Here is a 17,989-nt window from a genome sequence, read left to right on the forward strand (position 1 = left end):
CAACGCGCTTTTTTTCAAGAGGGAATCCCTTGCAAAATGCCGCGCAGTTCACTATACTGGAAGAAAAACACCGATGGAGGGCAGCACCATGGCATATACCGATGATTGGGAAAGCTTGATGAACGGCGTGTTCGGCGCGGGCGGCAAACTGAAGTTCGGCGGCGCACAGCCGCAGCCGGAAAAGCCGCAGCCCAAAAAACCGGCGGGCAGCGGCCTGCCGGATCTGAATGCGGCGCTGCTGGAACAGCAAAAGCAGCTGGACGAAATGCTCAAGCAGCAGAACGCCCGGCTGAAAGCGCAGGATGCCGGGGTGCAGACGGCGCTGGAGGACAGCCGCCAGATGCTGCGGGATATGGAAGCAGACGGCTTGCTGGCCAAGGGCACGGCGGACACAAAGCCGGAGCAGCTGGGCAGCTTTGAGGGCCTTGCCGCCGAGGTAAAAAAGACTGTCCTTGGGCAGGATGCCTTTGTGGACAGCGTGGTGCGGGCAATGCGCCGCCCCTTTGTGCTGGGCACCGAGGGCGCAGCCGCCCACAACGTGATCCTGCTGTGGGGCGCACCGGGCACGGGACGGCACTTTGCGCTGGCAGAGACTGCCCGCATCATGGCGGCGCGGGGGCTTTTGCAGAGCGACCGGATGGCGGTGATGGATCTCGCACTCTACCCCGACCCCGGCGCGGAAAAGCTGTTTTTGCAGGACTTGTACGCTGCGCTGCACGCCCCGGGCGAGATCGTGGTGTTCGAGCACTACGAGAGCTGCCACCCCGGCTTTCTGCGCATCCTCTCCGACCTCGCGGTCAAGGGCAGTGCGCCTTTGTCCAGCCGGTATCTGGTCAACAAGGAGGGCATTCTGGTGGAAGCCGGCACGGCGCTTGCCCCCGGTGCAGTGAGCCGCATCGACCCCTGCGGCAAGTACCTGATCTTCTTCTCCCGCAAGGGACGGGAAGCGCTGGCAGATAAATTCGGCGCGTCCTTTGTGGCGGCGGTAGGGGATGTGTGCCAGACCGCCCCCTTCACCCCGGAAGCACTCGCCGCGCTGGCGGCGCAGCAGCTGAACGCGCTGGCGCAGCGGGTGCACAGCCGTCTGGGGCTGACCCTCACCGCCGGGGCGGAGGTGCGGGACTATGTGGCAGCGCAGTGCTCCAAGGAAAAGGGCGCAGAGGGGCTGGCAGACTGCTGTGAGCGCATTTTCCGCGCCCTGAGCGAGTATTGTTTGCAGACCGATGCAAAGCTGTCCGGCACGGTGGCGCTGACCGCCGCGCCCGAAGGGCTGCAATTTGCGCTGAACGGCGCTGCGCCCGCAGACCTGTTCAGCCTGCTGCCGGCGGCCTACACCGGCGCGGTGGAGCAGATCCGCGCCGAACTGGATGCGCTGGTGGGGCTTGCCCCGGTCAAGGAGTATGTGTTCGGGCTGGCAGACAATTTACAGGTACAGCAGCGCCGCGCGGCGGCGGGCTTCAAGACCGCAAGCCTGTCCATGCACATGATCTTTACCGGCAACCCCGGCACCGGCAAGACCACCATTGCCCGGCTGGTGGCAAAGTACCTCAAGGCCATCGGCGCGCTGGGGGGCGGGCAGCTGGTGGAGGTGACCCGCGCCGACCTTGTGGGGCGCTACACCGGGCACACCGCCCCGCTGACCAACAGCGTCATCGAGAGCGCACTGGGGGGCGTTTTGTTCATCGACGAAGCGTACAGTCTGTACCGCGGCGAGCAGGACAGTTTTGGGCTGGAAGCCATCGACACCCTTGTAAAGGGCATGGAGGATCACCGGGACGAGCTGGTGGTCATCCTTGCGGGCTACACCAAGGAGATGGAGGTGTTCCTCACCGCCAACAGCGGCCTTGCCAGCCGCTTCCCCAACAAGATCGAGTTCCCGGACTATACGGCGGACGAGCTGCTGGACATCACCGCCGTGCTGGCAAAGGGCAAGGGCTACCGCCTTGCCGAGAGCTGCACCTTCCCGCTGCTGGGGTACTACAAGCGCCGTCAGGCGCTGGACAGCCGCACCGCCGGCAATGGCCGTCTGGCGCGCAACACGCTGGAAAAGGCCATCTTCAACCAGAGCCGCCGCCTTGTGGCTGAGCCTGCCGCAGAGCTTGACCTCATCCAGCCCAGCGATCTGGAATTTGAAGAATAAAGAAAACACCATGCCGGACAGCCTGCGGGCTGTCCGGCATGATGTTTTTACGGTCAGAACCTTTCGTTCTGCAACCCGTCCAATACTTCGTACAAATCGCGGCACTCGGCGGTGTACAGACGGCGCATCTCGTCATCGGCGGGGGCCATGTCCGGCACCATCACGGTGACAAAGTGCCCGGCGGCACCGGCGCGCACGCCGTTGTAGCTGTCCTCCAGCACAAGGGTGCGGCCGGGCACAGTGCCCAGCGCTTCCGCTGCCCGCAGAAAGATCTCCGGGTCGGGTTTGGAAGCCGAGAACTGCTCGCCGGAGACAATCACCTTAAAATAGTGGGTCAGACCCCAGCCGTCCAAATGATGCCGGATAGACGCCATCCGGCTGGAGGAAGCCACCGCCATGGGGATGTGCTGCGCGTCCAGCCATGTCAGAATTTCGTCCAGTCCGGGCTTTTTGGGCGGCGGTGCCTGAAACGCCTTTTCCGCCTGTGCGTGCAGCGCCTCGATGATAGCATCCGTGTCGCAGTTTTCCCCGTAGAAGCGGCGCAGCACCGCCCGCATGGTGTCCCCTGCCGTGCCGCGGGCGGCAACGTCCAGCCCTTCCTTATAAGAAAGCCCAAGGGTGGCCAGTGCCGGCTCCCACAGGGTCGCCCACACCCGCTCGGTGTCAAACATCAGGCCGTCCATATCAAAAATAACGCTGTCGATCATGGCAGTATGCTCCTTCCATAGAAAAGCGGGGCTGTGCTCCGCAAAAGTGCTCTGTGCCCCTATTGTACCATAGATTTGGCAGTTTGCACACCACTGTGCTCATAATTTGGTGCAACTTACCGGGTGGAAAGATGAAACATTTTGTGATTCCTTGCAAAACCGGCTGGGAATATTATAATAGAAACCAACATTTGTGTCATAAAGCGCCGGAAATCGTGCGCACGCGCATAAAAGGAAAGAGGGAAACTCACTATGTTGGATATCAAGATCACCCGCACGGCTGCGCCCAAGGCAAAGCCCACCGATGAGACGAAGCTCGGCTTCGGCAAAAAGTTCTCCGACCATATGTTCGTCATGGATTACACCGAGGGCGAGGGCTGGCACGATGCCCGCATCGTTCCCTACGGCCCCTTTGAGCTGGACCCCGCTACCGTGGTGTTCCACTACGCACAGGAGATCTTTGAGGGCATGAAGGCCTACCGCACCGCCGATGACACCGTGCAGCTGTTCCGCCCGGACTGCAACGCCAAGCGTTTTCAGGATTCTGCCGACCGTCTGTGCATCCCCAAGATCCCGGTAGAGGACTACATTCAGGCCGTTGAGACTCTGGTGGATGTGGACCGCGACTGGGTGCCCCACACCGACGGCGCTTCCCTGTACATCCGTCCCTTCATCTTTGCCAATGATGTGGGTTTGGGCGTGCACGCTTCCAAGCACTATATCTTCTGCATCATCTGCGCTCCCTCCGGCGCTTACTACGCCGAGGGCATCAACCCCGTGCGCATCTACGTGGAGGACGAGTACATCCGCGCCGCCCCGGGTCTGACCGGCTTTACCAAGTGCGGCGGCAACTACGCCGCTTCCATCAAGGCCGGCGAGCTGGCCGAGGAGCAGGGCTACGCACAGGTGCTGTGGCTGGACGGCGTGGAGAAGAAGTACGTTGAAGAAGTGGGCAGCATGAACATCATGTTCAAGATCGACGGCAAGGTGTACACCGCTGCTACCGTGGGCACCGTGCTGCCCGGCGTTACCCGCCGCAGCTGCATCGAGCTGCTGAAGGACTGGGGCTACGAGGTCGTTGAGGGCAAGATCGCCATTGCCGACATCATGGCAGCTGCCCGCGAAGGCAAGCTGGAAGAGGTGTTCGGCACCGGTACTGCCGCTGTCGTCTCCCCCGTCAAGGAGCTGGTCTGGAAGGGCGAGCACGCCTTTATCGGCGACGGCAAGATCGGCCCTGTCACCCAGAAGCTGTACGACACCATGACCGGTATGCAGTGGGGCAAGCTGCCCGATACCAAGGGCTGGATCGTGCCTGTGGAAAAGAAATATTGAGCCGCCTGTCACCCTACGGCTTTTTAAGGGACTGCTGCACACCGTCTGGGGCAACAGTCCCTTTTGCATCACCGCAGATGCCGTTTGCTGCTTTAGCTGGCTCGCCCTCTCAGGCGCTTACGCGCCAGCTCTCCCAAAGGGAGAGCCCTTGGCATGGCGGTGCAGTTTCCGGCTGAAGTGCAAAGTGTACGGTTTCGCCAGAGGTGGCACGGCGTAAGCCGTGACGGAGAGGGCGAGCACACCGACCACAGCGCCGTGCTTTCGCAGAAAGCGGCGCTGTAGATGCCGTTCACCGTCACGACCCCTCTCGTGAAAATGCGTTTGGAGCGGCCCGCAGGCCGCGACAAACGCGAAAATAAAATAATTATTCCGCTATTTATGCGCAGAGCGAAGCGGAGCGCATTCTAAATCATCCCGCCGCCCCTTTGCGCATAAAGATTGCATTTCCCGCCGCATGGTGCTACACTACCTATAAAGGGCGTGGGCTTGCTGCCTGTGCCCTTTGCAGGAAGATTTGAGAGGAAAGAAGCACCATGATCAAAAAATGGAGCATGAGTTACCCGGCGGTCAACGGCACCGAGCAGCGCCGGGTGTATGTCTACCTGCCCACCATGTACGAAGCACAGCCGGAGCGCCGGTTCCCCGTGCTGTATATGTTCGATGGGCAGAACGTGTTTTTCAACGAGGATGCCACCTACGGCAAAAGCTGGGGCGTGGCGGATTATCTGGACTATACCGACACCCCGCTGATCGTGGCGGCCATCGAGTGCAACGCCGGGGCAAACAACGAGCGTCTGGTGGAGTATTCCCCCTACCGCTTCGATGACCCCACCTACGGCCACTTTGACGGCAAGGGACAGGCCACCATGAGCTGGTTCATCCACCGGTTCAAGCCTTTGATCGACCAGAATTTCCGCACCCTGCCGGACAGGGCAAATACCTTTATCGGCGGCAGCAGCATGGGCGGACTGATGAGCCTGTATGCCCTGCTGCAGTATAACGATACTTACAGCCGTGCCGCAGCACTTTCCCCCTCCATCTGGGTGGCGCCGGATAAGCTTTCCGGCCTTGTGGGGCGTGCAAAGCTTTCCCCCGGCACGGTGCTGTACATGGACTACGGCTCCCGGGAGATGGGCAACCACGAGGGCATCCGGCGGGAATTTTCCAACTTGAGCGGCAAGCTGATGACCCGGGGCATCCACCTGACCAGCCGCATCGTGCCCGGCGGCACCCACAGCGAAGCCAGCTGGGAAAAACAGCTGCCCTTCGTGTTCCACACCCTGCTGTATGAGGTAGAGGAATAAAAGAAGGGTAACACCATCACCACACCAAAGGAGGAAACACCATGGAGATGCAGTATTTCAAGGAGTACAGCCCGGAACTGGGACGGGATATGGAGTGCAAACTTTACGGCCACGCCGGCCGCCCGATGCTGTATATCCCCTGTCAGGACGGCCGTTTTTTCGATTTTGAAAACTTCCACATGACCGACACCCTTGCCCCGTGGATCGAGTCCGGGCAGATTATGGTGCTTTCCATCGACACCATGGATCAGGAAACATGGTCGGACGCACAGGGCAACCCCTATTGGCGCATCCGCCGCTATGAGCAGTGGCTGCACTATATCACCCGCGAAGCCGCCCCGATGCTTCAGCATCTGGCGCAGCAGCGCAACGGCTGGAACGATCTGCCCGGCATCATCGCTTTCGGGTGCAGTCTGGGCGCTACCCACGCGGTAAACCTGTACCTGCGCCGCCCGGATATCTTCTGCGGCTGTCTGGCACTCAGCGGCATCTACACTGCTCACTACGGCTTTGGCGACTACATGGACGAGCTGGTGTACATGAACTCCCCCGTGGACTACATGAAGAACTTCCCGGAGGATCACCCCTATATGCAGCTGTTCCGCAATCAGAAGGCGGTCATCTGCTGCGGTCAGGGCGACTGGGAACAGCCGGACACCACATGGCTGCTCAAGCGCATCTTTGAAGCAAAGCATATCCCCATCTGGGTAGACCTGTGGGGTCACGATGTCAACCACGACTGGAACTGGTGGTACAAGCAGGTGGCGTACTATATGCCCTACATTCTGGGCCAGCAGTGACCCATCCCGTGAAAATGGCACAACGGCGCGTCCATGGACGCGCCGTTGTTTCCCAATATTAAAGTCTGTCCCGCCCCGCAGGGGCTTTTGCAATAGAGGTAACGGAAAGAGGAATCAACAAATACTATGCAGAACTTTATTTTTATCTCCCCCAACTTCCCCACGAACTACTGGCAGTTCTGCCGGGAGCTGAAGAACAACGGCCTGAACGTGCTGGGCATCGGCGACCAGCCCTACGAGGAGCTGAAGCCGGAACTGAAGGCAAGCCTGAACGAATACTACAAGGTGAACAGTCTGGAAAACTACGACGAGGTGTACCGCGCCGTGGCCTTTTTCACCTTCAAGTATGGCCGCATCGACTGGCTGGAGTCCAACAATGAATACTGGCTGGAGCGGGATGCCGCCCTGCGCACCGATTTCCACATCACCAGCGGCTTCCAGACCTCTGATATGCCCCGCATCAAGTACAAGAGCAAGATGAAGGAGTACTACCAGAAAGCCGGTATCGCCACCGCCCGCTACCACATGGTGGATGACCTTGCAGGCTGCAAGGCCTTTGTGGCACAGGTAGGCTACCCGGTGGTGGTCAAGCCGGACAACGGCGTGGGCGCTTCGGATACCCACCGCCTTTCCAGCGACAAGGAGCTGAAAGAATTTCTGGCCTACAAGGAGAAGGAGCACCCGGATGTGGCCTACATCATGGAGGAATTCGTCCGCGCCGAGGTGAACAGCTACGATGCCATCATCGACGCCCACGGCAACCCCATTTTTGAGGCGGGCAACGTAAGCCCCGTATCCATCATGGACATCGTGAACAACGATGACAACTCCATCTACTACATCATCAAGGATCTGCCGGAGGACACCCGCGCCGCAGGCCGTGCCGCCGTCAAGAGCTTTGGGGTGAAGAGCCGCTTTGTCCACTTCGAGTTCTTCCGCATGACCGAGAATCAGGCCAGCATGGGCAAAAAAGGTCAGATCGTGGCGCTGGAGGTCAATATGCGCCCCTGCGGCGGCTTTACCCCGGACATGATCGACTTTGCCCGTTCCACCAACGTGTACAAGATCTGGGCGGACATGATCGCCTTCGGCGGCACCGATATGCCGGTGGGTGAGCACTATTACTGCGCCTTTGCCGGCCGCCGGGACGGCAAGAGTTTTGTTTACAGCCACGAGCAGCTGATGCAGAAGTATCAGGACAATATGCGCATGGTAGACCGCATCCCCGAGGCACTGTCCGGTGCCATGGGCAACCAGATGTATGTGGCTACCTTCTCCACCCGTGACGAGATGGAAAAGTTCTACTCCGATGTGCTGGCCGTCACCGATGCCACCAACGCCAAGGTGCAGGCCGAACTGACGAAGGTGCTGGCTCTGGGTGAGCCGGAGACGGTAAAGGCTGAGAAATAATTGGTGTGCTGGAGTGCGCTCCCCCATAAGCGTCCTCGCCCTCTCCGTCACGGCTTGCGCCGTGCCACCTCTCCCAAAGGGAGAGGCTCTGGCGAAACCGCACACTTTGCACATGAATCGGAAACTGTACCGTTATGCCAAGGGCTCTCCCTTTGAGGAAAGACTTCCCCCGTTCCGGGGGAAGATGTCGCACAGCGACAAAAGGGGGAATCAGTCACCGAAGGTGACTGAGAGGGCGAGCCCGCTGCCCTCCCGTGAAAACACAAGCCCGGAAAGTCCGCAGACTTTCCGGGCTTGTTCTATTTCATTACACCTTTGCAGCGCCACGCTCCAGAATACCGTTGAAGCGGGAGAAGAAGGTGATGGTGGTAATGGTAGCCGCCAGAATATCGCTGACCGGCTCTGCCAGAAAGACGCCGAATACCGGGTTCGGCAGCAGGTGCGGCAGAATGAAGATGAGCGGGATCAGCAAAATGATCTTGCGCAGACAGGCCAGCAGCAGGCTGACCTTGGCCTGACCCAGCGCCATAAAGCTCTGCTGACAGGCGATCTGGAAGCCCATGGCAAAGATACCTGCCATGTAGATGCGCATGGACCATGTGGTGTAGTCGATCAGCGCCGTATCCGAGGTGAAGATGCCCGCCACAGCCCCCGGCGCCAGCATCATGAGCAGCCAGAACAGGCAGGTGTAGCAGCCGCACAGCAGCAGCTGGAAGTGGAACGCCTCCTTGACGCGGGACTTTTTGCCCGCGCCGAAGTTGAAGCTCATCACCGGCTGACCGCCCTGACAGATGCCCTGAATGGGCAGGGTGCACAGCTGGGAGGCGCTGGTGATGACGGTCATGGCACCCACAGCCACATCGCCGCCGTACCGCGCCAGACTAGAGCTGAAGCTGATGGACAGCAGGCTCTCAGTGGACATCATCACAAAGGTGGAGATGCCCAGCGCCATCACTGGCAGGATGACCTTCTTTTCCGGGCGCATACAGTCCTTGCGCAGGCGCAGGATGGTCTTTTTGCCGGTAAGGAAGCGCAGAATCCACACCGCGCCCACCGCCTGACTGAGCACGGTGGCAATGGCAGCGCCCCGCACGCCCAGACCCAGACCAAAGATCAGGATGGGGTCGAGAATAATGTTGATGACCGCACCGATGACGGTGGTAAGCATACTGGTCTTGGCAAAGCCCTGCGTGGTGATGAAGGGGTTCATGCCCAGCACCAGCAGCACGAACACCGAGCCCAGAATGTAGATGCGGCTGTACGCCAGCGCATAGGGCAGGGTGGCGTCACTGGCACCAAAGAGCCGCAGCAGGGTGGGTGCTCCGGCGTAGAACACCACGGTCAGCACCACCGAAAAGAGCAGCAGCATGGTAAAGCTGTTGGAGATGATCTTTTCCGCCTGCTCCTTGTCGCCCTGTCCCAGCGCAATGGCGGTGCGGGGTGCGCCGCCCGCGCCCACCAGCATGGCGAATGCGTTCAGCAGCATAAGGATGGGGGTGAACAGTCCCACGCCGGTCAGCGCTGCCGCGCCGATGCCGGCAATATGTCCGATGTAAATGCGGTCCACAATGTTATACAGCAGGTTGACCACCTGTGCAACGACCGCCGGGATCATGAGCTGCAGCATCAGTTTTTTTACGCTGCCAGAGCCCATATCCTGTTTTGCCTGTGCCATGGATGTGATTCTCCTTTTTATCGCAATTTTCAAGAATAGCGCCTATCAAAACGGCATATTTGCGATATGCAGTTTGCGGATGTTGCCAAGGCATTAAAAACGCAAACTGCTATACTTCAAATTTGAACTATCTCTTCTCTATTATACTCAAAACCCGCAAAAATACCAGTCCCTTTTTGCAAAATTTTCCGTGCTGCGCAAAAAGCTGAAAACCCCGGGACTGCTGCACCGCAGCCCCGGGGTTTGGAATGCGAAAAAGTGTTGACGCCAACAGGCTTTTTTGCTATACTATATAAAGTTTATCATGGAGATGTATCGAAGCGGTCGTAACGAGAACGACTCGAAATCCAAGTGGATGCTTCGCCGGATGTCTCCATATCACACGAGGAAACGTCAATTTTGATGTCCTGGCAGGCTTCAAAGCCTGTCTGAACAATGCGTTTTCTAACAATATTCTAACAGCAAATATTCCAAGTTTCAAGGCCGATTTGCGATATACAAATCGTAAATTTGCTATGAAAATATACTTGGAGATGTATCGAAGCGGTCGTAACGAGAACGACTCGAAATCGTTTTGTCCTTAACCGGGCACGTGGGTTCGAATCCCACCATCTCCGCCAGAAGTCGCAGATTCAAACGAACCTGCGACTTTTTCTTTTGCATCAAGCAAAGAAAGACCGCTTTTTCCTCATCACAGTATGCTTTATACATGAACGATAAATCCATAATTATTTGGGGAGCTTGGATTCTCCCAGAAGGTTCGCAATGACCCCAGCAGACCCCTGTTTGCTTTTGTAATCGAGATGTGCGTAGATGTCAGCGGTGGTAGAAAAGGTGCTGTGCCCCAGCCATTCCTGAACCTGCTTCATAGATACGCCGTTCATCACCATCAGGCTGGCGCAGCTGTGGCGCAGATCGTGGAAACGGATATGCTTCAGCCCGTACTTGGTCAGAAGCCAGTCGAAGTGCTCCGTCACGAAGTTCGGGCGGATCAGCTTGCCTTCCTGATCGGTGCAGACGAAATCCAGATACTCAGTGCTGTAGCTCTTCTTGAACAGCTTGCGGTAAAGCTGCTGCCTTTCCTTCTGCTTCAGAAGTTCTTCTTCCACAGCCGGGATCAGCGGCAGGGTGCGGCAGCTGGTCTTGTTCTTCATCACATCGCTGACCACAGGAACGTACTTGCCGTTCACCAACTGTTCCGTCACCTTGTGATTGATGGTGATGGACTTGCGCTCAAAGTCGATAGACGACCACTTCAGCCCAAGCACCTCGCTGCGGCGCAGACCGTAGTAGGCTGTAATGAGGATGCACAGGTGCAGGGGGTCATCCTGCGATACTTCCAGCAGCTGCTGGACTTCATCCTTGGAGTAGAAGTTGGGCCGGAAGCTGTTCTTCTTCGGGCGGTCAACTTTCAGCATCGGGTTGGTTTCCAGATAGTCCTTGCGGACGGCATCCTTAAACGCTTTACCGAAGATGGCGTGGTAGTGAATGACCGTGTTAGTGGTGTAGCCCTCCAGCAAGATCTTCTCCTGAAACTCATCCAGCACCTGCGGCGTGACCTCGCACAGCTTCAAGCCCAGCGGCTCAAAATACTGCGTGATGCGCCCGGTGATCATCTGATTGTAGCTGATAAAGGTTGCAGGCTGGATGGATGCTTTATGGACTTGCACCCACTCGTTGAGATAATCCAGAAACAGCATCTCCGACTTGCTGACGGGTTGGAGATGCTGCGGCAGGGGCTTGGCGGTTTTAGCATCTACTTTTTCGTAGGCTCCGCCCCGCCCTGTGGGCAGCTCCCCGGTCTCATCATAGTGGAGCAATACTTCCCGGAGCATGGATTCTGCCTTGCGCTTGTTGCCTCGGACGGTCAAACCTGTGGAGATCCACTTGATCCTCCGCTTGCCGTTGGCATCATAAAGATTGATCACGAAATAGAAACGTCCATTTTTCTCTTGGACAGACCCTGTAGTTTTCATCATAAACCTCCTTTGGGTCAACAGGCGTGCTGTCCGTTGCTGCACCCACAGCATACCACATCCAGCGGCGGATTTCCAGCCGGGAAGGTGCTCTGCCCGGTGAGCAGGAACTCGATCACACTCAGCTTCGGGATACGATAGGTGCGGCCGATTTTAAGCGCAAATAGGCGGCGGGAACGGATCAGTTCCCCAACTGTATGGCGGTTCAGACCGAGCATCTCCGCAGCCTGCTGAAGGCTGACGGCATCGGGGTAACCGGGAAACATCTGGGAATAGGCATTGTTAAACTTCATAGGCACTCCTTCAGCATAAGTAGTCTAAGGTCAAAAAGTGTGTTACCTGCGGTTATATCCTTTGCAGCAAAGCTGCGGTCAGGTGGCAATGTAAAGAGAGCTGACAGTAGTTTCAACTCTCGCATCGCAGATAGACTTGCAGCCCATCTGCGTCAATATGATATAGGTCTCCCATATTCGCCCTCGGCACCCTAGGAGTGGGGAATCGTCCGGCAGCGGATTCACACCGCACCATTGGCATTTCAGCCACCCCGTCTTCGTTATGACCGGGCTGCGAGTTACAGAAGTACCTTTTGTGAAGTGCCGGACGATTGAGCTATTCTGTTTTCAAAGAACAGAGTATTATAGAAAATCTTCGGAATTTAGGGCTTCCGAAAATTATCCCTCTAATTGGTAGCCGATGAAAAAGGGCTTTTTGTTACCAGAAAAAGAAATTCGTTAAAAAGTTCTTGGAAAATATAGCCGAAGTAGCTTCTTGGTTAAAATAACGTCGGTCCATGGGGTAACCGATGGAGGGCGAAACTTTGCAACAATGGCGGTGCCTGAAGTTGAAAGTGGTCTTGAAAAAAGATGCCCTCAATAGGTAGCCGACGAAAAAGGCCAAAACGTAGCAATGTTTTTGAAAATTAACAAAAAAGTCACAATTTGCATTTGCAAATCGTGCGTCTGCTATTAAACGGAATTGTCATAATAATCATACGAGTACAAGCAAACCTTCGTGAAAGAAGATACTCCGAAGAAATACCCCTCTATATACGAGCCCACGAAAAGGGCTATTCTGCACCCACCACTTACAATCTGTAACCAAGATGTAATCGTTCAAATTGATACTAGCCAGAAGAATCCTTCATAGCGTCAAAAAGTGTGTCACCTGCGGATAGGTGGCAATGTAAAGAGAGCTGACAGTAGTTTCAACTCTCGCGTCGCAGATAGGCTTACAGTCCATCTGCGTCAATATGATATAGGTCTCCCATATTCGCCCTCGGCACCCTAGGGGTGGGGAATCGTCCAGCAGCGGGCTTGCACCGCTTCATTGGCATTTCAGCCACCCCGTCTTCGTTATGACCGGGCTGCGAGTTACAGAAGTACCTTTTGTGAAGTACCGGACGATTGAACTGTTCTGTTTTCAAGGAGCCGCTTTTTATAGAAAATCTTCGGAATTTAGGGCTTTTGAAAAATCATCCCCCTAATTGGTAGCCGACGAAAAAGGCCATTCTGCACCCACAATTTATAACTTGTAACCAAGATGTAATCTCTCGAATCGATATTCGCCAAAAAAAGAAGCCTTCATATACGAACCCAGTTGAAAGGCCAAAATACAACCACATCTTCGAAAGTTAACAAAAAAGTCACAATTGGCACTTATGAAAAAAGAAGACTGGATTTCTCCAGCCTTCCAAAAGTATGTATCAATGGTTGCAGTTCAAGATCTTCTCAAGCGTGTCCGCAAACCTGACATTCTGCTCCTTCGTCCGCTTTGGGCTCCCCTTGGGGTGCTTTCCGGCACGGAGGAGCTTTTTGTTTTCATACCGCCGCAGCATGAGAGCGTCTATGTTGTCGGCGGTGTATTCCAGACCATTCTGGTTCAGCACCCGGGCGCACTTGGCAAGGCACATACTCGCCAGCCCGTAGTCCTGTGTTACGACAACATCCCCCGGCTTTACCCGGTTGACAAGCGCAAAGTCTACGCTGTCGATACCCTTGTCGAATACCATCGTCTGTGCACCCTCACGTTCGATCTGGTGCGAGGTGTCGCACAGGATAATGACAGGAACGCCGAACTGCTTTGCAATCTGCAATGTCAAATCGACAACCGGACAGCCATCTGCATCGATCAAAATGGTCATGCGTGTTCCTCCATCACCCACCGAAAGGCTTTCGCAGTGCGCAGGTCGGCGTCTTTGAAATGCCCGCCGCTGTTCCATTCAAGGGTGCAGTCTGCGCCACGCTCTGCAAGCCGACTGTGCAGGGTGCGGATATTATCCCCCACCGCAGCCATGACAGCGTTTTTCGTGCGCTCTTCCTTGTCGCCAAGGCTCAGATAAATGTGCTGTGCCTGTATCGGATGCTGCTGTTCAAACTCCATCCAGCCCGGAAACCAAACAGAGGGGGATGCGGCGGCGACACCATAGAACAGATCAGTCTGGGTGGATGCCCACAACGCAAACAGCCCGGCCAGTGAATAGCCGCCCAGAATGATTTTGACGTTTTCCGGGAGATGAAACTGCCGCTTCAGCGTGGGGATGACCTGTTCTATCAGAAAGCGCAGGGTGTCCATAGCATTGCCGCCAAATCCTTGCGTTCCCCACACAGCAGGGGCTTCCCACGGAGAAAGTGCATTGTTCCAGCTTTCCACGGGCACGGCCGCAAACAAAAAATTCCAGCTGCTCTGCGCAATCACTGTCACTTCATGGTCTATGCTCTGCAACTCATGTTCGCCTGTCATTTGGAGCAGTAGGTATTCTGCATGGGGCTCGCCGTAAATGCGGCAAGGTTTGTTCCCGATTTGCATTGTCTGTGCAGTCATTGCGGCGTCCTCCCGAAAAAACTTTGATAAGCCCAGTATAGCAACTGAAAAATTGTTTTGCAATTCAAAAGGCGTTCGCATTCGCAGCAAGCAGTGCTTCGTGGTACCATTCTGGAACACCGAAGCTGTCTTGCAAGCAATGTCTTTGTATATACAAAGACTCTTGCCTTGCAAGAGCTTGTTGGGCGCAGCCCAAACCCGTTGTTCTGCCTCGTGCCGATGCAGGCTTCGCGTTTCTGCAAAACGCTCTTTCAGCACTCTGTAAGAGTGCACAGCCATCACGGTTCCGTGATGTTCACAGGGATTGGGACTGCATCCCAACAAGCAGAATACGCACGGCAAATTTGCAATGCCATGCGTGTTTGAGCCTTTGTATATACAGAGGCACTGCTTGCTGGAGCAATCCAAAATCCAAAACTTGTTTTTTGTGGAAAGAAGAAATTTTGAAACTAGCAACCATTATTACGCTTTTCAGACAGTAATGAGATAGCTTCTCCGAGAAGATTGTGAATCTCAGGTCGGTCTGCTATTTTAGCATATAGACCCTTCATATTTAGCAGAAGATAGTCTAGCCGACAGATTTGACGATCGAGCTCTAATTGCTTATAGAAATCAGTTACTTCGCTTGGTTGTCCATCCACAACCCTTATGTAATATAGTTCATCTCTAAAAAAAGCATTCCGTATACCATCGTGATCTGGATGTAATAATGATCGAATCTCAGGTTCTATTAAGAAGTCGCTCTTATTATGGTTGCATGTCTGACAAGATAATACGATGTTGCTAATATCCCCTGCAGCCGCTTTATTAACAAAGCAGTCTGCTGATTGGGGGATAAAGTGATCGATTTCAAACATTGTCTTTGGAATGATTTTTATCGAAGTACCACAATAGGCACACTTTCCATTGTAGATTTTTATAAAGTCTTTCTTGTAGGTGCCCTCATTCTTTGAAACATACGCATGAATATCCTTTGCACGTGGGTGCTGTGTACGGAATGAATCCATGAAAATTTTCTTGTCTTCTAATATGTTGCCATATCCGGGACAATATTCTGTATCTCTGTAATCTTTACTCATTGATTATTTTTGACATCTCCTGAAAAGCGAGTACAAGTTTATCGATATCTGCTGCGGTAAGACTATCATATGCTGCGGTGCCATTCAAGGAACCAAGTACCCGTTCTTTTATAATCGGCTCCCAACTGTCGTTGCTCTTAAATCGAATTGCCAAATTGCGATAAATTTTCACTTGTTCAATTGCATGTTTGATAATATCAGGAAGAATATGATCATAGTATTCCTTTGCAGCTAATCCACATTTGGGATTGAATTTTGCAATGGTTTTGACAGAATCATCCTCACCATTTTGAGTAATAACTACAACTTCGATAAATGGAAATTGCTTTTTTAAAATAATCTTGAACTCTTCTCCGGAAAATTTCCCATCGGTTGCAGAATTGTTTTCAAAAAGCCGCGAGTCAATCAGAATGATATTTGCCGTAGCCACTTGAGGATTTTCTAGTAGACTTTTGTATCCTTCAGCTGGTTTGAATTCGTGTTCAGATATATTAAGGACTATATCACTTTGCAGAGCGTTTTTTAAGTCTTTGTCTAAATATTCGCTTAGTTGTGAATCGATGTCATCATCGATATAAAGTAAATTATATTCCTCCATTACAATGAACCTCCAATTGAAAACTCGGCAAAAAATCCTTTTGTACCGCGAATATCCAAAATTTGACCACCAGACATATTTACGGTGTTATTGACGATCCACATTCCGAGACCATGACCGTTTTTTCGGGTTGTTTCGTGAACCTCTAAAATTTTCATAGGATTGTTCTGATACTTTCGGGCTAAGCCTACACCATTATCGGAATATGAAAATTTCAGCAAACCATCTTCTAATGAACCCTGAATTATAATATTCAGATGGTTGCTCTTTTCATTTTGCTGAATACTATTTAGTATAAGATTGTCAAAAATAACATGAAGCACGTCCTCAGATAGATAGTACTCAATATCAGAAGCTACTCTAATACATATCGATATCCACGCATAATCTCGTTCCCAACTCTCTTTTATACGGTTTAAAAGTACTATTATAGACTGCATTCCAGGCTGAAATTGACGCTTTTCGATTTCTGAAAGCATTGTATCCATAAAAGAAACAATCTTAGCACATTTTTCACGTCCCTTTTCAAGAAGTACGGGAACATTTTTATACGCCTTCCTTGTCTTTTCTGGCGATAAAAGCTCATCCCACATTCCATATTCTTGCAGTGCGGCAATAATATAATCTGTATTCGCTGAAATCGAATTACGATCGTTTCTCATTTCATGGGCAATAGAAGAAGCTTTCAGGCCGGTTGTTGCAAGCACATTTAGAATACGGATGTCATACTTATAACGTTCCTCTACATTCGTCCGCTCTTGGCGAGCATCTTGGCTTTCTTGGCGGTAGTTCTTGATTTCGTCAACGAGTTGCATAGATTCTTGCACGGTAAGCGTAGGAACCAATTTTGGATTTTGAACGACTTTATCTGAAACGGGAGTTTTAGCAGGAATGGAAACAGATTCATTCTTGACATTAATATGTCTCACGATATCTTGACGGTACCGCTCAAACTCCTTAAATCCCAGCAAAATAATATCAACAAAGAGCTGATAATAAATATTTTCATCCAGACCTTGTCTATTAGATAAGTCTTGAAGCATCGCGTTGCGCCTTTTGTCGATTTCTATCTTTCCCGATATCTGGTTTTCACGAACTCTCCAAGCTCCTGTGGGATGTGAAGCTGCAGCGGGTGATTTACGGGAACGTTTTCCAAAGCCTAACCAATCTTTTTTTCCGTCATAGGCGGATATACTGAAGGCATTTCTATACAGAATCACTCCGCCTGGCATTGGCGCAGGTAAACCGTGATGTTTATACAAAAATTTTTCACATTCAATGGATGATGGCTTCATACAAAAGAAAAAAGTGCCTGAGAAATCACCTAATTGAGATGCAATGTCTTCCAATTGTTCTTCCGTTAAATCATAATTGGGTAATCCGGTTAGCTCGGTAACGATATCAACTTCACTTTCTTTTCTTTGGAGATTTATATTTGGACAATAATCCTGAGCAGAATCCAAAAATTCATCCGAATCAATTACTGTGTTCAGTGTTTTTTCATGGCTGTTATAATTTATAGAAATGCAAGAAAGACAATTCACGCCAAGAACTGGTTGAGGAAGATAGAAGGGAATATCGCCAGAAAAGTCTGGATGTGTCACAGAGATGTTCATAGCCCTGTCATTATAGGTTTTCGACAAGAAATTGACGAGATTTTCAATTTTCTTTTTGCCCCACTTTTCGCGCAATCCAGAGATTTTGATAGTAGTTCCCACGGATAATTTTGTTGAATCCTGCCGCATGGAAGATGAATTCCAATCTGTTTCCCAAATTATTCCTGCATTGGAATCCTTCTTTGTTTGAATCATTACATGATTGCCGAGTCGTGCCAAGGCAAAACGACCAACGCCTTTTGATCCGGCCAGAACTCGCTTCCGATTATTTGCATCAAAAATTTCATAAGATTTATCGCTTTTTCCAACATGCATCCATGCCGTTCTGATATTATTTTCGTCCATTCCTTGTCCGTCGTCAGCAATAACAAGCTGATCTCCTGAAAAAGAAATGTTCACATGCAGAGCTCCGGCGTCATAGGAATTTTTGACTAGTTCAAGAATAGCGGATTCGTCGTTTGTGAAGTTGTTCACACCCAGCAGATACGCAATTGTGCTGTCTTCAATTACATATTGTAAATGTTCCATGAAA

15 protein-coding genes and 1 tRNA gene are annotated in these 17,989 nt (G+C 52.7%); 7 read left to right on the forward strand and 9 right to left on the reverse strand.

Going from position 1 to position 17,989, the window contains the following annotated elements; genetic code table 11:
- The first annotated feature begins 73 nt into the window (after positions 1-73).
- Entirely contained in the window at positions 74-2,140 is a 2,067-nt protein-coding gene (locus C4N24_RS11545; RefSeq protein ID WP_112091534.1) for an AAA family ATPase, read from the forward strand.
- Between the two features lie 53 nt (positions 2,141-2,193).
- On the opposite strand, the gene C4N24_RS11550 is transcribed toward C4N24_RS11545, so the two are convergent.
- Positions 2,194-2,847, reverse strand: coding sequence for an HAD family hydrolase (locus C4N24_RS11550; RefSeq protein ID WP_112091535.1), 654 nt, complete (start codon positions 2,845-2,847; stop codon positions 2,194-2,196).
- Positions 2,848-3,099: 252 nt separating this feature from the next.
- Here C4N24_RS11550 and C4N24_RS11555 point away from each other — a divergent pair, with 252 nt between their 5' ends.
- The 5 genes from C4N24_RS11555 to C4N24_RS11570 all read left to right on the forward strand — a co-directional run bounded on the left by C4N24_RS11555 (position 3,100) and on the right by C4N24_RS11570 (position 7,693).
- Positions 3,100-4,179, forward strand: coding sequence for a branched-chain amino acid aminotransferase (locus tag C4N24_RS11555; RefSeq protein WP_112091536.1), 1,080 nt, complete (start codon positions 3,100-3,102; stop codon positions 4,177-4,179).
- A gap of 153 nt (positions 4,180-4,332) precedes the next feature.
- Positions 4,333-4,461: a hypothetical protein gene (locus C4N24_RS15785; protein ID WP_278320371.1), complete on the forward strand. Its 129-nt coding sequence runs from the start codon at positions 4,333-4,335 to the stop codon at positions 4,459-4,461.
- A 251-nt stretch (positions 4,462-4,712) separates the two neighbouring features.
- Positions 4,713-5,483, forward strand: coding sequence for an alpha/beta hydrolase (locus C4N24_RS11560; RefSeq protein WP_112091537.1), 771 nt, complete (start codon positions 4,713-4,715; stop codon positions 5,481-5,483).
- A 41-nt stretch (positions 5,484-5,524) separates the two neighbouring features.
- Complete coding sequence (locus C4N24_RS11565) at positions 5,525-6,283, forward strand: esterase family protein (protein ID WP_112091538.1); 759 nt, start codon at positions 5,525-5,527, stop codon at positions 6,281-6,283.
- 126 nt (positions 6,284-6,409) lie between these two features.
- Positions 6,410-7,693 carry an ATP-grasp domain-containing protein gene (locus tag C4N24_RS11570; RefSeq protein WP_112091539.1) on the forward strand — a complete coding sequence of 428 codons (1,284 nt, stop codon included), beginning with the start codon at positions 6,410-6,412 and terminating at the stop codon, positions 7,691-7,693.
- Positions 7,694-8,000: 307 nt separating this feature from the next.
- Here the strand turns inward: C4N24_RS11570 and C4N24_RS11575 are convergent, their stop codons facing one another.
- Positions 8,001-9,368: an MATE family efflux transporter gene (locus tag C4N24_RS11575; protein ID WP_112091540.1), complete on the reverse strand. Its 1,368-nt coding sequence runs from the start codon at positions 9,366-9,368 to the stop codon at positions 8,001-8,003.
- A 529-nt stretch (positions 9,369-9,897) separates the two neighbouring features.
- On the opposite strand from C4N24_RS11575, the gene C4N24_RS11580 reads away from it, so the two are divergent.
- Positions 9,898-9,988, forward strand: a tRNA-Ser gene (locus C4N24_RS11580).
- A gap of 108 nt (positions 9,989-10,096) precedes the next feature.
- Here C4N24_RS11580 and C4N24_RS11585 read toward each other — a convergent pair.
- The 7 genes from C4N24_RS11585 to C4N24_RS11615 form a co-directional block, all read right to left on the reverse strand.
- Entirely contained in the window at positions 10,097-11,296 is a 1,200-nt protein-coding gene (locus C4N24_RS11585; RefSeq protein WP_242983257.1) for a tyrosine-type recombinase/integrase, read from the reverse strand.
- Positions 11,297-11,361: 65 nt separating this feature from the next.
- Entirely contained in the window at positions 11,362-11,637 is a 276-nt protein-coding gene (locus C4N24_RS11590; RefSeq protein ID WP_097773038.1) for a helix-turn-helix domain-containing protein, read from the reverse strand.
- A 1,409-nt stretch (positions 11,638-13,046) separates the two neighbouring features.
- Positions 13,047-13,484, reverse strand: a complete 438-nt coding sequence (locus C4N24_RS11595) for a YaiI/YqxD family protein (RefSeq protein WP_112091542.1) — start codon at positions 13,482-13,484, stop codon at positions 13,047-13,049.
- Positions 13,481-14,443 (reverse strand): alpha/beta hydrolase, encoded by a 963-nt coding sequence (locus tag C4N24_RS11600; protein WP_347475227.1) that lies wholly within the window; start codon positions 14,441-14,443, stop codon positions 13,481-13,483. The genes C4N24_RS11595 and C4N24_RS11600 overlap by 4 nt, the downstream gene beginning before the upstream one ends.
- Positions 14,444-14,613: 170 nt before the next feature.
- A complete protein-coding gene (locus C4N24_RS11605; protein WP_055188915.1) occupies positions 14,614-15,243 on the reverse strand; it encodes an HNH endonuclease in 630 nt (209 codons plus the stop codon).
- Positions 15,236-15,841: a hypothetical protein gene (locus tag C4N24_RS11610; RefSeq protein WP_055188913.1), complete on the reverse strand. Its 606-nt coding sequence runs from the start codon at positions 15,839-15,841 to the stop codon at positions 15,236-15,238. Before C4N24_RS11610 ends, C4N24_RS11605 begins: the two co-directional genes overlap by 8 nt.
- Positions 15,841-17,985: an ATP-binding protein gene (locus C4N24_RS11615; protein ID WP_112091543.1), complete on the reverse strand. Its 2,145-nt coding sequence runs from the start codon at positions 17,983-17,985 to the stop codon at positions 15,841-15,843. The genes C4N24_RS11610 and C4N24_RS11615 overlap by 1 nt, the downstream gene beginning before the upstream one ends.
- Positions 17,986-17,989: the final 4 nt, after the last annotated feature.

Source organism: Faecalibacterium prausnitzii (assembly GCF_003287405.1).
Taxonomy (GTDB): domain Bacteria; phylum Bacillota; class Clostridia; order Oscillospirales; family Ruminococcaceae; genus Faecalibacterium; species Faecalibacterium intestinale.

Bases quoted from the DNA above. Each gene is read 5' to 3' on its own strand.
- C4N24_RS15785 (WP_278320371.1), top strand. From the start codon at position 4,333: ATGGCGGTGCAGTTTCCGGCTGAAGTGCAAAGTGTACGGTTTCGCCAG.
- C4N24_RS11545 (WP_112091534.1), top strand. From the start codon at position 74: ATGGAGGGCAGCACCATGGCATATACCGATGATTGGGAAAGCTTGATG.
- C4N24_RS11600 (WP_347475227.1), bottom strand. From the start codon at position 14,443: ATGGCTGTGCACTCTTACAGAGTGCTGAAAGAGCGTTTTGCAGAAACG.
- C4N24_RS11575 (WP_112091540.1), bottom strand. From the start codon at position 9,368: ATGGCACAGGCAAAACAGGATATGGGCTCTGGCAGCGTAAAAAAACTG.
- C4N24_RS11550 (WP_112091535.1), bottom strand. From the start codon at position 2,847: ATGATCGACAGCGTTATTTTTGATATGGACGGCCTGATGTTTGACACC.
- C4N24_RS11605 (WP_055188915.1), bottom strand. From the start codon at position 15,243: ATGAGTAAAGATTACAGAGATACAGAATATTGTCCCGGATATGGCAAC.
- C4N24_RS11555 (WP_112091536.1), top strand. From the start codon at position 3,100: ATGTTGGATATCAAGATCACCCGCACGGCTGCGCCCAAGGCAAAGCCC.
- C4N24_RS11570 (WP_112091539.1), top strand. From the start codon at position 6,410: ATGCAGAACTTTATTTTTATCTCCCCCAACTTCCCCACGAACTACTGG.
- C4N24_RS11595 (WP_112091542.1), bottom strand. From the start codon at position 13,484: ATGACCATTTTGATCGATGCAGATGGCTGTCCGGTTGTCGATTTGACA.
- C4N24_RS11560 (WP_112091537.1), top strand. From the start codon at position 4,713: ATGATCAAAAAATGGAGCATGAGTTACCCGGCGGTCAACGGCACCGAG.
- C4N24_RS11610 (WP_055188913.1), bottom strand. From the start codon at position 15,841: ATGGAGGAATATAATTTACTTTATATCGATGATGACATCGATTCACAA.
- C4N24_RS11565 (WP_112091538.1), top strand. From the start codon at position 5,525: ATGGAGATGCAGTATTTCAAGGAGTACAGCCCGGAACTGGGACGGGAT.
- C4N24_RS11590 (WP_097773038.1), bottom strand. From the start codon at position 11,637: ATGAAGTTTAACAATGCCTATTCCCAGATGTTTCCCGGTTACCCCGAT.
- C4N24_RS11615 (WP_112091543.1), bottom strand. From the start codon at position 17,985: ATGGAACATTTACAATATGTAATTGAAGACAGCACAATTGCGTATCTG.